The organism is Bradyrhizobium sp. WSM4874, assembly GCF_055811835.1.
This window is the reverse complement of record NZ_JBVVPR010000048.1, coordinates 18577-32258: the sequence shown is the minus strand read 5'-3', so window position 1 is coordinate 32258 and position 13682 is coordinate 18577. Positions and strand designations below refer to the sequence as shown.

The 13682-nt window shown below is 63.9% G+C and carries 13 protein-coding genes and 1 pseudogene; 6 read left to right on the top strand and 8 right to left on the bottom strand.

Annotated features, from left to right (window positions below; all coding sequences use genetic code 11):
- Positions 1-64: 64 nt before the first annotated feature.
- The 4 genes from AC0L3P_RS33145 to AC0L3P_RS33130 form a co-directional block, all read right to left on the bottom strand.
- On the bottom strand, positions 65-478 hold the full coding sequence (locus AC0L3P_RS33145; RefSeq protein WP_473308530.1) for a DUF1850 domain-containing protein: 414 nt from the start codon (positions 476-478) through the stop codon (positions 65-67).
- On the bottom strand, positions 439-2547 hold the full coding sequence (locus tag AC0L3P_RS33140; protein ID WP_473308498.1) for a TRAP transporter permease: 2109 nt from the start codon (positions 2545-2547) through the stop codon (positions 439-441). The genes AC0L3P_RS33145 and AC0L3P_RS33140 overlap by 40 nt, the downstream gene beginning before the upstream one ends.
- 163 nt (positions 2548-2710) lie before the next feature.
- Positions 2711-3658: a TAXI family TRAP transporter solute-binding subunit gene (locus tag AC0L3P_RS33135; RefSeq protein ID WP_473308495.1), complete on the bottom strand. Its 948-nt coding sequence runs from the start codon at positions 3656-3658 to the stop codon at positions 2711-2713.
- 163 nt (positions 3659-3821) lie between these two features.
- Complete coding sequence (locus AC0L3P_RS33130; RefSeq protein ID WP_473308493.1) at positions 3822-4301, bottom strand: hypothetical protein; 480 nt, start codon at positions 4299-4301, stop codon at positions 3822-3824.
- Positions 4302-4494: 193 nt separating this feature from the next.
- Between AC0L3P_RS33130 and AC0L3P_RS33125 the strand changes: the two genes are divergently transcribed.
- Positions 4495-4797 (top strand): hypothetical protein, encoded by a 303-nt coding sequence (locus AC0L3P_RS33125; protein WP_275170856.1) that lies wholly within the window; start codon positions 4495-4497, stop codon positions 4795-4797.
- Between the two features lie 159 nt (positions 4798-4956).
- Here AC0L3P_RS33125 and AC0L3P_RS33120 read toward each other — a convergent pair whose 3' ends face one another.
- Positions 4957-6171, bottom strand: coding sequence for a hypothetical protein (locus tag AC0L3P_RS33120; protein ID WP_473308490.1), 1215 nt, complete (start codon positions 6169-6171; stop codon positions 4957-4959).
- A 70-nt stretch (positions 6172-6241) separates the two neighbouring features.
- On the bottom strand, positions 6242-6871 hold the full coding sequence (locus tag AC0L3P_RS33115; protein WP_473308528.1) for an NUDIX hydrolase: 630 nt from the start codon (positions 6869-6871) through the stop codon (positions 6242-6244).
- Positions 6872-6936: 65 nt separating this feature from the next.
- Between AC0L3P_RS33115 and AC0L3P_RS33110 the strand changes: the two genes are divergently transcribed.
- The 5 genes from AC0L3P_RS33110 to AC0L3P_RS33090 all read left to right on the top strand — a co-directional run bounded on the left by AC0L3P_RS33110 (position 6937) and on the right by AC0L3P_RS33090 (position 12788).
- The gene (locus tag AC0L3P_RS33110) at positions 6937-7362 is read left to right on the top strand and encodes a PaaI family thioesterase (RefSeq protein WP_275170853.1); all 426 of its coding nucleotides are present in this window, start codon (positions 6937-6939) and stop codon (positions 7360-7362) included.
- A gap of 296 nt (positions 7363-7658) precedes the next feature.
- On the top strand, positions 7659-8669 hold the full coding sequence (locus tag AC0L3P_RS33105) for an aldo/keto reductase (protein WP_354255913.1): 1011 nt from the start codon (positions 7659-7661) through the stop codon (positions 8667-8669).
- Positions 8670-8682: 13 nt separating this feature from the next.
- The gene (locus AC0L3P_RS33100; RefSeq protein ID WP_473308485.1) at positions 8683-9996 is read left to right on the top strand and encodes a tetratricopeptide repeat protein; all 1314 of its coding nucleotides are present in this window, start codon (positions 8683-8685) and stop codon (positions 9994-9996) included.
- A gap of 198 nt (positions 9997-10194) precedes the next feature.
- Positions 10195-10770 (top strand): hypothetical protein, encoded by a 576-nt coding sequence (locus AC0L3P_RS33095; protein WP_473308482.1) that lies wholly within the window; start codon positions 10195-10197, stop codon positions 10768-10770.
- A 554-nt stretch (positions 10771-11324) separates the two neighbouring features.
- Positions 11325-12788: an ATP-binding protein gene (locus AC0L3P_RS33090; protein ID WP_473308477.1), complete on the top strand. Its 1464-nt coding sequence runs from the start codon at positions 11325-11327 to the stop codon at positions 12786-12788.
- A 77-nt stretch (positions 12789-12865) separates the two neighbouring features.
- On the opposite strand, the gene AC0L3P_RS33085 is transcribed toward AC0L3P_RS33090, so the two are convergent.
- A complete protein-coding gene (locus tag AC0L3P_RS33085; RefSeq protein ID WP_473308472.1) occupies positions 12866-13336 on the bottom strand; it encodes an oleate hydratase in 471 nt (156 codons plus the stop codon).
- A 90-nt stretch (positions 13337-13426) separates the two neighbouring features.
- Positions 13427-13592, bottom strand: a pseudogene (locus tag AC0L3P_RS33080) (oleate hydratase); the annotation flags it as partial.
- Between the last annotated feature and the right edge of the window lie 90 nt (positions 13593-13682).

Below are 13682 nucleotides of genomic sequence, written 5' to 3'. Positions count from 1 at the left end.
CCCGGATGGAGCGCAGCGTAATCCGGGGGCCGCTTTCCCCGAATTGCGCTGCGCTCCATCCGGGCTACGGATCTTTGCAGACGCTCATCTTTGTGACGTTAGCACCAATGGGATGACCGACAATCTCGGACAACGTCCGGCACTTGCCGTCATGGCATAGCCGCCATTCGCCAGCCGCGCCCGAATTGCCCAGCACGACCTCCGGCATCGGCGCCCGCGCGGGCCTCCACTGAAACCAGCCGTCGACCAGCCGCGCCTCGGGCGGCGGCTCCATGCCGGGGCCGGTGCCCTTCACGCGTGCCTGCGTCAGTTCGAGCCCGGCGGTGGTGACGCGCCAGTCTTCCTGCCACTCGACCTTCGCGATCGAATGCGTCCACACCAGCGTGAACGCGGACAGCGCCAGCGCCTTCACGCCTAAGGCTGTGACGAAGCAGAGGCTCACGCCGCCTCGACGGGCGCCGGCGGACGCCGCCGCCACTGCCACAGCACGATCGCCGCGGCGAGCAGGAAACCCGCGGTGTCGCTGAACGGAAAGTCGCCGAGCAGGCACAGCGCGCCAGCAAGCGCGACCACACGTTCGAGCAGCGTCAGCCGCGTGAACAAAAAGCCGATCGCGACCATGCCGAACAGCGCGATCGCCACCAGGGCCTTCAAGGTCGCCAGCGCCACCGCGCCGTAGAAGCCGAGCTTGGCGGCCATGGGATCGCCGGCCTGCAGCATCAGCGCCGGCGAATAGACGAAGATGAAGGGGATGACGTAGCCGGCGAGCGCGATGCGCATCGCCTCCCAGCCGATCTTGTCCGGGTTTTCCTTCGCGATCGGTGCTGCGGCTAACGCTGCCAGTGCCACCGGCGGCGAGAGGTCGGCCATGATGCCGTAATAGAACGCGAACATGTGGCTCGCGATCAGCGGCACGCCGAGTTTCGCCAGCGCGGGCGCCGCGAGCGCTGCCGTGATGATGTAGGTCGGGATGGTCGGGATGCCGGTGCCGAGCAGGATCGACAGCAGCATGGTCATGATCAGCGCCAGGAACAGGCTCTTCTCGCCGAGGCCGATCACCCAGCCGCCGAAGATGGTGCCGACGCCGGTCTGCGACATCATGCCAATAATGACGCCGACGATGGCGCAGGCCATGCCGACGGTGATGGCGGATTTCGCGCTTTCGGCCAGCGCATCGCGGCAGGCGCGCAAGGCGGAAAATCCGCCACGCACGAACGCGGTGATCACGATCAATGCGACGACGACGCAGGCGACCGGCACGATCTGAAGGCCGTCGCGCGACAGCGCGGCAACGACGAGCGCGAGCCCGATCCAGAAAATGTAGCGGATCGCCATCGAAGACGCGCCCGTCGTGATGGCGGTGCCAAGGATCAGCCCCACTGTGAGCGCGAGGCCCATGCTACCGGCATAGAGTGGCGTAAAGCCTTCGAACAGCATGTAGACGAGGGCTGCGAGCGGCAACACGAGGTACCAACCCTTCACCAGCGCCTTCCAGGCGCTCGGGGTCTCCGACTTCTTCATGCCCGTGAGGCCGTGCTTGCCGGCTTCCAGATGCACCATCCAGAAGGCGGAGGCGAAATAGAGCATCGCGGGAATCGCGGCCGCTTTCACGACCTCCGAGTACTGGACACCGAGCGTCTCCGCCATGATGAAGGCAACCGCGCCCATCACCGGCGGCATGATCTGCCCGCCCATTGAGGCCGTCGCCTCGACGCCGGCCGCGAACGCGCGGCGATAGCCGAACCTGATCATCAGCGGAATGGTGAACTGGCCGACGGTGACGACGTTGGCAACGCCGGAGCCGGAGATCGTACCCATCATGCCCGAGGCGAACACCGCGACCTTGGCCGGGCCGCCGCGGGTCCTGCCGAATAACCCAAGAGAAACGTCGGTGAAGAGCTGGATCATGCCGGCGCGCTCCAGGAACGAGCCGAACAGGATGAAGAGGAAGATATAGGTCGCCGAGACGTAGATCGGCACGCCGTAGAAGCCCTCGGTGCCGAACGACAGATGCGTGACGATCTGGTCGAAATCATAGCCGCGATGGTTGAGCGGCGACGGCAGATACTGGCCGAAGAACCAGTAGACGAGGCAGGCGCCGCACATCAGCGGGAGCGCCGCGCCCATTAGCCGCCGCGTCCCCTCGAAGATCAGGACGGCGAGCAGCGTGCCGACCACAAGATCGAGGCGCGTCGGATCGCCGTCACGCGCGATGAGATCCGCATAGAAGATCCACTGATAAAGCCCGCACAGAAAGCCGGCGCCGCCAATCAGCCAGCCTATCGCGCGGCCGAAATCGCTTTTGGCGGTGAAGTTGCCGATCAGGCCGAAGGTGAGGAGAATGAGGAAACCGACATGGACGCCGCGCACCACCTGGCTCGGCAGATAGTTGAAGGCTGCGACATAAAGCTGGAAGGTCGCGAAGGCGATGCCGATCCAGTACGCAAGAGCGCCCCACCAGCCCGGGCCAAAGCCTTCCGGAAAACCGTGCTCGAAATTGTCGAACTCGACCTTGATGGGCGCTTCGCTGCCCTCTGCTTGCAACATCGATATGTCCCCGCGCCGATCGCCGTGGCGCTTATAACATTGCACAGCGCCTCCAGACCGTCATGCCCGGGCTTGTCCCGGGCATCCACGGACTTTCTCGCCTGCTCTTAGAACGTGGATGGCCGGGACAAGCCCGGCCATGACGTCCGATAATGAAAGCTGATTACTTGATCAGCCCTTTTTCCTTGTAATAGCGGATCGCGCCGGGGTGCAGCGGAACCGGGCTGCCGCTGGCGGCCGTCTCGAGCTTGATCTCCTTGCCGGCCGCATGCGCGTTGGCGAGCTCGGGCAGCGACTCGTAGACCAGTTTTGTCATCTGGTAGGCGAGATCGTCCGACACCGCCGAGCTGGTGACGAGATAGTTGACCACTGCCGCGGTTGGCACGTCCTTGTCCTGCCCGGTGTAAGTATTTGCGGGAATGGTTGCCGCGATGAACGGCAGGCCGATCTTGTCGACGGTCTCCTTCGGCACCGACACCACAACGATCGGGCTCGAGGTCGACAGATCCTTCAGCGAGGCCACGCCGAGGCCGGCCGATTGCAGCGTCGCGCCGAGCTGGCGGTTTTTCATGAGATCGACGGATTCGGCAAACGGCAGATACTCCACCTTGCCGAGATCCTTGTAGCTCACGCCGGCCGCCGCCAGGATCGCGCGCGAATTCAGCTCCGTACCCGATTTCGGCGCGCCGACCGACAGGCTCTTGCCCTTGAGGTCCGCCAGCGTCCTGATGCCGCTCTCGGCGGTCGCGACGATCTGGATGTAGTTCGGATAGATCGCGCCGATGGTCCTGAGCTTGTCGAGCTTGGTCTTGAAGCCCGCCTCCTCCTCGCCGTCCCAGGCGGCTTTCAGCGAGTCGCCCAGCGTGAACGCCAGTTCGCCGCGGCCCTGCTGGAGCAGGATCAGATTCTCGACTGACGCCTTGGTGGCCTGCACCTGCGTCTTCACGTTCGGAATCTTGTCGCCGTAGATCTTCCCGATCGCGACCCCGAGCGGATAGTAGACGCCGGAGGTGCCGCCGGTCAGCACGTTGATGAAGGATTGCGCCTGCGCGCAAGGTGCCGACGCCGCCAGAGCAAGAGCCGTGGCCACGCCGAAAATCGTCCGTTTCATGATCTTTCTACTCCCCAAACCGGCCGGGAAGTTGGCCGGACGACGGGTGCGGGTCAACCCATCCAAAAGTCAAAACAGGACTGCGGTAAATGGCTGTCCTGGCTCGATTTTTGGGGAACCCGGCGGGTGCGGCGAGGTGGCGCAGCCAAGTCGGGGCCGCCCCTCACTGGAAGGTCATGTCCAGGCATTTGGAGATGTCGGAGCCGAGGCCGGAGGAGATGATGATGCAGCCGCGCACCTTCTGCGCGCTGACGTCGGCGGCCCACACCGAGTAGCCGCCGGGGCCGAAGAACGAATTGGTGTTCGGCGGCTCGGTCTCGGTGGCGTCGAAATCGTAGTGGCCATCGGTCTCAAAGATGCGCGGCTTCTTGGTGCAGGCGCCGTCGGTCTGGACGTTGATGACTTCCTTGTTGTCGCGGGTCAGCGCCAGCGAGACCTGGCAGCGGAAATATTCCGAGGTCTTGGTGTTGAAGAGGTAAGTGTATGACTTGCAGGTCGCGGTGTTCAGCTTGCCCGGAGCCAGGCCGCGGCTGCACGAAATCCGCTGGTTGTGGCTGAGCTGGTAATCATCGGCCCGGGCGGCCGGCGCGAGTGCCGTCAGCAACAGGCCGGCGGCCCAGCAAGCTTTAATGACGAGGTTCATTCGAATCATCCCCTACCCAATGTTTTGTCGAATTGCGTTCTAGACGGAAAGCGGAACATAGTCGCGCGGGGACGAAGGGAAAATCACAAACTGCTCGGCAAGACGTGATGCGCTGCGGCGCTTTCGCAAATTGACCTGGAAACGCCGTTCGTGATTTGTTCAAGCCGGGAGCCTCGATGGGGAGGATAGGGTGATGGCATTTTCGACAAGGATTTTTTTGGTGACGGCCGTGCTCGGCGCGTTCGCTACACCCGCATTGGCGCAGACCGCTGCAACACCTTGGGAGCTCAAGCCCGACACCGGCTACGCCTATGACAAGGACGGCAAGACCCTTTCCTACAAGATGGGCACCAGCAATGCCGGCGAACTCCTGAAAGGCGCCAAGAAGGTGCCGAAGGGCACGCTGTTCTTCCTCGGCCACAACGGTCAGCTCTACATGCGCAGCGGCCCGTACCTGGAAGGCGACGGCAAATTCAAGTTCGGGTCGGATCAGTAGGGCGGGTCGCGGCGACGCCACGCATTGCTGTCGTCCCGGCGAAGGCCGGGACCCATACCGCGTGATCCCTCGATTGCGGACGGTCGCAGTACCGAAGGACTGTCCTTCCAAACCACGCCCTGTGGTGATGGGTCCCGGCCTGCGCCGGGATGACAGCTTTTAAAACGCCCCCGCCAGCTCCCGCGCGCCGGCGTTGTTGCTGTTGCTGTCCATCCTCGTATCCGTCACCGCCAGCAGCTTCGCCACCGTGTTGTGGCGGATCGCAACCGGGTTGCGCTCGTAGCCGCCGCGCTGGAAGAAGTTCGAGGTCGGCACCTGCTCGCGCATGGCCTGCGGCATCGTCACCATGTCGAGGCCGGTGCCGTCGCCGGTGAGGTTCATCATCTCGAGTTCGGCCGCGCTGAGCGGGCGGCTATAGCCCTTGGCGCGCGCGAACAGCACCGAGGTGAGCAGCTTGTGGGTCTGCAGCATCGGCCCGATATCGATGTCGAGCACCATGGCATGCATGGCCCAGCCCTGCGCGGTATTGCCGATCTTCTCGTGCTCCGACCAGGTATCGGGCACCGACTTGGCGTGCGCCACCATTTTTTTCAGAACGGTGAGCTTGTGCTCGAGCGACTGGCGCGCCGGGCCCGAGCTCCTCGCCACCTTATCAGAGAGCGCGCGGATGAATTCATGGCCTTGCTCGGCCAGCAGCTCGACGCTGTTGGTCGTCAGCAGCTGGTTGTAGCCCATCGCGGTCGAAATGGCGCGCTTGCCGCCATGCTCGATTCCCGCCTGCACGTCGTAACTTCCGGTGCCGCCGGTCTCGAACGCATAGACCCGCACCGCCTGCTCGCGCGTCAGCCCCGAGGCCAGCGCGTAGCGTGCATAGACGCGCTTGAATTCGACTTCGCTGGCCGGCCGCTGCGGCGTGAACTGATAGAGTTCCTGCGCCGCGCGCAGCAGATCGGCGACCACGGGGATCGGCTTTTTCGTCGGGCGGTCCGGGGTTTCCTCCGGCTCCGGATTCACCGGCCGTTTCGGCCCGTTATAAAGCGGCGGATGCTCCAGCACGTAGTCGTCGAGCGTGACCTGCTGACCGTTGCGCCGCTTGGCGTTGCGACCTTTCCGCTTCTCGGAGATCTGGCTCCAATAGGCGCCGGCCTCCTCGTCGAAGGCTGCACGCGCCGCCTGATACTCCTGCAGCTTGCGGCGATATTCGAGCACGGCGGGCGACGCGCCGCCTTGCGCGAAAAACTGCGACAACAGTTGGGCTTTGGCATTGCGGACGGCCGGCGGCAGCGCGTCGGATTCGCCACCGCGCGCGGCAGGCGCGAGCAGGACGAGCGCGAGTGGAACCAGTCCCACGGCATTTCGAATCGATCGATGCATGCTGCCCTCTTAGCAGGCATCCGGTAACCGTCACGTTAACACGCCGTTTACCTCTTTTTCGCCCCTTGCATCATTTCCAGGCGAACACCGGCTGCTCCAGCTCGGTGACGCGGGTGTGCCGTCCTGCCACCACTTCGCGGAACTGGTAGATCAGGGCCGCCGTCGGTGCGTGGATCAAGCTCGACTGATGATGGAAGCGGATCACACGGCGCGTGCTCTCGGGGATCGCGACGAAATCGAACGCATCTTCGCGCTCGACCGCCCCAAGCGCGATGCGATGGACGGACGCGACCTCGTCCGGGTTTGGTTTGATCGCGGCACTATCAGCGGCCCAAACCACGACCGGCGTGATCAGATAGCCGGAGCGGGTCGGATAATCGTCGAGCGTGCCGAGCACCTCCGCGCCGGTGAGGCGCAGGCCAAGCTCCTCGTCGAGTTCGCGCAGCGCCGCCTCGACCGGCGTCTCGCCGGCATCGCAGCGTCCGCCGGGCAGAGCCCATTGACCACGATGGGCGCGCAGATGCGATGCGCGCAACGTGAGCAGCAACGCCGTGTCATCGCCCTCGCTGGCCGCGGTCAGCGCAATCACCACCGCAGCACGCTTCAACGCCGCCGGCTGCTCGTCCTCCGGCAGTCGCGTGAAGGCCGCGCAGGCAGCCGCGATATTCCGCCGTGTGGCATCGTCGAACGGTCTCATGATGCTTGACTACACCACGTCCGGCCCCGATGAAATGAGTTCGCAAGACCCTTTCAGGAATGGACGACATGACCAATAAGACAGCCGCACGGCTGAAAGCAGACGGCTGGACCATCCTGGAGACCACGGGCTTCATGCATCTGATCGGCCCTCTGTGGGAGCGCAAGGTCGACGGCCAACACGAATTCGCGCTGGCGACAGAAGACAAGCATCACAATCGACGCGGCATGGTCCAGGGCGGCGTGATGATGACGTTCGCGGACCGTACCTGCGGCATGACCGCCCGCTACGTCTCCGGCAAAGAGTTCATGGCAACGGTGCAGCTCGACACCCATTTCGTCGAAGCCGGCCAGATCGGCGATATCCTGATCTCCCGCCCGCGCGTGGTGCGCGCGACGCGCAGCCTGATCTTCATGAGCACGGAGGTCAGCGTGGACGGCCGTTGCGTGGTGATGGCCAATGGTGTGTTCAAGATTTTGAAGGGGCCGGGGTAGGGTCCACTGTCGTCCTGGCGAAAGCCAGGACCCATTACCCCAGGGAGACGTCGTGCCGCGAGCAGCTCACCGCGAATCTTCGTCAAATCTCCTCTCGGGGTAATGGGTCCTGGATCGGCGCTCCGCTTGTCCAGGTCGACGTTGACGAGCGACGTGCTCCCAAGCTCGTCATTGCGAGCGCAGCGAAGCAATCCAGAATCTTTCCGTATACGCATTTCTGGATTGCTTCGCTGCGCTCGCAATGACAGCACTGGGCCGCTATGCTGATGCCACAAGAAGCAGCAAGGACGCGCCCTATGCAATATCGCCAGCTCGGCCGCAGCGGCCTGAAAGTATCGCCGATCTGTCTGGGCACCATGATGTTCGGCGGGCCGACCGATGAGGCGGCATCGAAGCGGATCATCGCGAAGGCGCATGAGGCCGGGATCAATTTCATCGACACCGCGGATGCCTATTCGAAGGGCGCATCCGAAGAGGTCGTGGGACGCGCGATCGGCAACAACCGTCACGCCTGGGTGCTCGCCACCAAACTTGCGAACCCGATGGGCACCGATCCCAACCGTGTTGGCCTGTCGCGGCGCTGGGTATTGCAGGCAGCGGATGAGAGCCTCAAGCGGCTCGGCACCGATCACATCGACATCTATTATTTGCACAAGGAAGACCACACGACTCCGCTGGAGGAGACGGTGCGCGCGATGGGCGATCTGATCCGCGCCGGCAAGGTGCGCTATTTCGGCGTCTCCAACTACCGCGCCTGGCGTGTCGCCGAAATCTGCAACATCTGCGACCGGCTCGGCATCGACCGGCCCGCGGTGAGCCAGCCCTATTACAACGCCATGAACCGCATGCCCGAGGTCGAGCACTTTCCGGCCTGCTCCTATTACGGCCTCGGCATCGTGCCCTATAGCCCGCTGGCGCGCGGCGTGCTGACGGGCAAATACAAGCCCGACGCAGCTCCTGATAAGGAGTCGCGCGCAGGCCGTAACGACACCCGCATGATGCAGACCGAATGGCGGCCGGAATCGCTCCAACTGGCGCAGGAGATCAAGGCTCACGCCGAGAAAAAGGGCATCACCGCCGGCCAGTTCGCGGTCGCCTGGGTGCTGAACTCCGCCTTTGTCTCCTCGATCGTTGCCGGCCCGCGCACCGAGGAGCAATGGGACGGCTACACCGGCGCGCTCGACTATCGCTTCACTGCGGAGGACGAGGCGCTGATCGACAGACTGGTCGTGCCGGGTCATCCGTCGACGCCGGGCTACAACGACCCGGCCTATCCGATCGAAGGACGTCGCGCGCGGACGGCTTGAGACGGAGACACGAATGGCCCTCGAAGATCGCTACGGCCTACCGATCACTACCTCTTCGCCCGAGGCGGCATCCGCTTATCGCGAGGGCGTTGACCTCATGCTCTCGGGCTGGACCGGCACGGCGGAGATGCTGGAGCGCGCGATTGCGGCCGATCCGGATTTTGCGCTGGCCCATATCGCCCGCGCCCGCCTGCATGGCTTCTATCAGCAAGGCGATCTGGCACGGCAGAAGGCGGCCCTCGCGCGCGAGCTCGTGGTGACACGCGGCACGGAACGCGAGCGTTCGCATGTCGAGACTCTGGCGCTCGCAATCGAGGGCCGGCTGCCCGAGGCAATCGCGGCGACGATGAAGCACGTCCAGGCGTGGCCGCGCGATGCATTAGTGCTGTCGCTGCCGCTCGGCGCGTTCGGCCTGTTCGCGTTCTCCGGCATGGCCGATCACGATCGCGCGCGGCAGGAGCTGTGCGAGCGCGTCGCGCATCACTATGGCGAGGATTGGTGGTTCCTCACCATGTACGGCTGGGCAATGACCGAGAACGGCAATGTCGGTCGCGGCCGCGGCGTCACCGAGCGCGGCTTCGACCTGCGCCGGCAGAATGCCCATGCCGCGCACGCCGTGCTGCATGCGATGTTCGAGGACGGTTCGATCGAAGCGGCTGACCGGCTCGTCGACGACTGGATCCCCAGTTACGACCGCGCCGGCATCTTGCACGGCCACATCTGCTGGCATCAGGCGCTCGGCGCACTGGAGCATGGCGATGCCGCGCGGGCGCTCGCGATCTATGCCGATGTGCTGCAGCCGAAGGCGACACCGGCGCCGCCGCTGAATGCCGTCACCGACAGCGCGTCACTGCTCTGGCGCCTTTCGGCTTACGGCCACGCCGTGCCGAGAGCGCTCTGGGTCGAAGGCGATGCCACCGCGCAAAAGCTGTTTCCGAAATCGAGCCTGCCCTTCGCCGATATCCACATGGCGCTGTTCGCGGCAGCGACGCAAAATCGCGAGGCACTCGCCACACGTCTTGCCGCGATCGAGCAGCGGCTCGCCGATGGCAAGCTTCCGGCCGGTCCCGTGGTGCCCGCGGTCTGCCGCGCGCTGGCAGCCTTTGCGGACGAGGATTACGCGGCATGCGTGCAACTGCTCGCGCCGGTTCTCGGTGAGGTCGTGCGCGTCGGCGGCAGCCACGCCCAGCGCGAGTTGATCGAGGACACTTTTGTCGTTGCCCTCATGCGGGGCGGCGACCTGCGGCGCGCCCGCGCGCTGCTCGACGCGCGCCTGCACCGCCGTCCCTCCCTGCGCGATACGCGCTGGCGGGCGACGATGGGCTAGCTCCGCCACGAAAAAAACACCGGCCGGGCGGCAATTGCCGGTCGGGAATAGGTTGGGCGATATGGACGAATCGCCGTTGGGGGTGGCGCGGTGGTATTTCAGACGGATTCGGCAGAACAAACGGGATCGCAACCAATTTGCGGTTCGCTGGTTATCGGACGGAACTTTTCCGGGGTTCCCTGGCATGTGAGCCTTCCGATGCGCCTCTGCCGACCAGTCTTCACCGCCGCCCTCATGGCCTTGGCAAGCCCTTGTTTTGCCGAGTCTTCCTTGTCGATTCCCGTCAACAACCCTCAGGCCCCAAACGCTTACGTCGACCTGCTGGCGCTAATGTCCGGCCACTGCAAGACGCTGAAGGTCGCCGGGCGTACCTTCGCCTGCAAGACGGTCGCCTACGCCCATGGTGACAAGGGCCGGGTCAATTTCGCGGTCGCGGTCGACGATCCCGCCGATGACAATCACGTCGTGTCGTTCTCCGGCGAGAACGGCAAGCGCGCCGACGACAATTCCTACGAGCTGCCGATCGACCGCATGCTGCTCAATTCCAAGGACCGCCCCAAGGTCGACGGCCTGCCGGTGCCGGCCGAGCAGACCTCCACCGGCCTCTGCCGCCGGACCGGCAATTTCGCCGCCAAGAAGGTGACTGACGTCACCTGCTCTGCCACCGACAGCGAGGGCCGCAGCTACGAACTGCTGTTCGTTTCCGACGGCACGCCCGTGAGCGTGCGTCGTATCAGGCAGTCGGCGCCGTCGATCCAGGATCCGTTCAAGTAGCGACCCTTCTTCGCTCTGGAGGCGGGCGAGGCGAACTGCCGCCTGCGCGGCTCAGCCGGATCAAATCCTTTCGTTGAAACTTCGGAACCGGCAGGTATGCTCGGATGCGTCCTCATTGAGGAGGCGCCCGTTGCAGACACAGGCAGGCACAGAGTCCAGCAATGCGGATGGTCATAGCGATCAAGCGGCTCCTGATCGTCTGCCTGTTCGCAACCCTGGCACATGATTGCCCTGCAGCCGACGGTCCGGGGCAGCGCTCGATCCTGGTGCTGGAAGACGCCGACTTTCGTTCGCCGTTCTATTCGGAGATTTTTGCCGGTATCCGCACCGCGGCGAAGGAAAATGGACAGATCCATACCGTGATCTACGGCGAAAGCCTGGATCTCGCCCGTTTCCCGGGACCGGACTACGAGGAGAGCCTGGTCGGTCATCTCAAGACCAAATACGCGCACCGGTCGATTGACGTCATCGTCTCGATCGGCGTCGCGTCGGCGAGATTCCTTCAGGGGCGCAAGCACGACATCTGGCCCGCCGCACCCGTGGTTTACGGCTTCGTGCCCGATCTGCCCGAGACGCGCGCACTGTTCCTGCCCGGCACGACCGCAATCTTTGCCAAGGTGTCTCCGGCGCAGATACTGACTGCGGCACGCGCGGTCGTTCCCGACTTGACCGGTGTCGTCCTCGTTGGCGATGCATGGAAAAATCCGCTGATATATGGCCACTGGAAACAGGAATTCGCGGCCACGATGCCGGATCTCAAGATTATCGATCTGTCCGGCATGGTGCTGCGGGAGGTGCGCGAACGGGTCGGCTCCTTGCCCCCCGGCTCTGCAATTCTGACCTCGGCGATGTATTCCGACGGCGAAGGCACCCACTATTTGCCGGCCGCGGCGCTTGCGCGTGTCGCCGAGCGCGCGAACCGCCCGATCATCATCACCTCCGATACATTTCTCGGGCGGACGGGAGTTGGCGGCTTCCTGCTGCTGCCCGAAACCATCGGACAGGAAGCCGGCCAATTGGCAATGCGTATTCTCGGCGGCGAATCGCCGTCGAGCATCCCGCCCGTTGCCGGGGACAACGTGAAGCCGATCTTCGACTGGCGGCAGCTCAAGCTCTGGAATGTGGACGAAGCCCATCTGCCTCCGGGCAGCGAGGTGCGTTTCCGAGAACCAAGCTTCTGGGAGCAGTATTACTGGCGCGTCATGATCAGTGTCGGCGCGTTGCTGGTGCAGACGACGATGATCGCCATCCTCCTGCGCGAGCGCAGACTGCGATTCCTGGCGGAGATCGAGGCACGCCAACGCATGTCGGAGCTAGCCCACATGAATCGCCTTGCGACCGCGGGCGAGATGTCTGCCACGATCGCGCATGAGCTGAGCCAGCCGCTCGCCGCCATTCTGATCAATGCTGAGACCGCCGAGCAGGTGCTGCAGACACCGGCACCTGACCTCGGCGTGATCAAGGACATACTGGGTGACATTCGCCGAGACGATATGCGCGCCAACGAGATCGTCGTTCAGGTGCGCTCATTTCTGAAGAAGGCCCGCACAGAGCGGCGCGAACTCGATCTCAACGCGACGGTCGGCGAGGTGTTTCGATTCCTTTCCGTACAGGCCCTGACCTACGACGTTGCGCTCGCGACGGATCGATCGTCCTCGGATATCCGCGTAACTGCCGACAAAGGGCAGCTCCAGCAGGCTATTCTGAATCTGGTCATGAATGCCATCGAAGCGGTGACCGATCTGCCGGAGGATCGGCGACGCATCGTCGGTCGAACCAGCCTTGCGAACAATCAGGCCATGATCTCGATCGCAGATGCCGGCGACGGCATCCGCACAGAAAAGATAACCGAAATCTTCAAGCCGTTTTTCACAACCAAGACGCAGGGGATGGGCATCGGCCTCTCGATCACGCGCACCATCATCGAGGCACATGGCGGGCGCATCTGGGCCGAGAACGTCCCGACAGGAGGCGCCGTCTTTCATATCAGCCTGCCACTGGCTGTGGCGCGATCGTGAGTCGGGGCCTTCTGCCGGAAGACGTCAGCCATCAGTCGGCGCCGTCGATCCAGGATCCGTTCGAGTAGCTCCACCCGTCACGTGAACGCCTTTTCCAGCGTCGCGAAGATCACCGCGAGCGATTTGTCGTGCCGCGTCACCGGCGGCACCGGGCGATCAATCTTCATCAACTGATAGACCGCCATCTGGGCCGCGCGCACCGAATATTCGACGGTGAACACGACGTCATCGGGGATTTCGACGAACTGGCTGACGAAGGCGAGATTGACGGATTTCCTCGGCACCGGCAGCGGCCGGTCGGTCACGGTGCGCGGCATGAACATGCTGGTGATGTAGGGCATGCGGCAGGGAACGCAGATCGCATCCTCGAACACGCCAGGGTCGAAATTCAGTTGACCGCAAAGCTCCTTCAGGAGGTCGGCGCCGCCGCAATCGGACATCGGCTTGGCCACGAAATTGCCGACGCGGTCGGGATGCAGCGCATAGCCCCAGAACACCTGCACGTTCTTCGGCTGTCCGGCGAAATGCGGCTGGTGATACAGCACCACCGCTGAGGCCGGGATGTTCGAGCGAGGGAATGCTCGATAGCAGGTCCCAGGTGCATTCGTAGTGATCGGTGATGAGCATGCGCCCGCCGCGCAGCGAATAAGCGCCGTTCGCGAGCAGCGCGCCGTCGAGGCTGCCGCCGACCAGCGGCTGCGCCTCGTAGATCACGATGTCCCGCCCCGGCAGCTGCGCGTCACGAACGAGGAACGCCGCGCCCGCGAGCGATCCAATGCCGCCACCGATGAAATACGCCTTCATGTCCTGCCTCGATCTGCAATTTCGAATTTTCGCGGCGACATTGCATGGGGAGACACTGGCCTGAGTTGCGCTGGATCAAGCGCAACGCGC

Coding starts and splice junctions, on each gene's coding strand:
- AC0L3P_RS33100 (WP_473308485.1), top strand. CDS start 8,683: ATGGCCCTCGAAGATCGCTACGGCCTACCGATCACTACCTCTTCGCCC.
- AC0L3P_RS33110 (WP_275170853.1), top strand. CDS start 6,937: ATGACCAATAAGACAGCCGCACGGCTGAAAGCAGACGGCTGGACCATC.
- AC0L3P_RS33140 (WP_473308498.1), bottom strand. CDS start 2,547: ATGTTGCAAGCAGAGGGCAGCGAAGCGCCCATCAAGGTCGAGTTCGAC.
- AC0L3P_RS33125 (WP_275170856.1), top strand. CDS start 4,495: ATGGCATTTTCGACAAGGATTTTTTTGGTGACGGCCGTGCTCGGCGCG.
- AC0L3P_RS33105 (WP_354255913.1), top strand. CDS start 7,659: ATGCAATATCGCCAGCTCGGCCGCAGCGGCCTGAAAGTATCGCCGATC.
- AC0L3P_RS33130 (WP_473308493.1), bottom strand. CDS start 4,301: ATGAACCTCGTCATTAAAGCTTGCTGGGCCGCCGGCCTGTTGCTGACG.
- AC0L3P_RS33095 (WP_473308482.1), top strand. CDS start 10,195: ATGCGCCTCTGCCGACCAGTCTTCACCGCCGCCCTCATGGCCTTGGCA.
- AC0L3P_RS33135 (WP_473308495.1), bottom strand. CDS start 3,658: ATGAAACGGACGATTTTCGGCGTGGCCACGGCTCTTGCTCTGGCGGCG.
- AC0L3P_RS33120 (WP_473308490.1), bottom strand. CDS start 6,171: ATGCATCGATCGATTCGAAATGCCGTGGGACTGGTTCCACTCGCGCTC.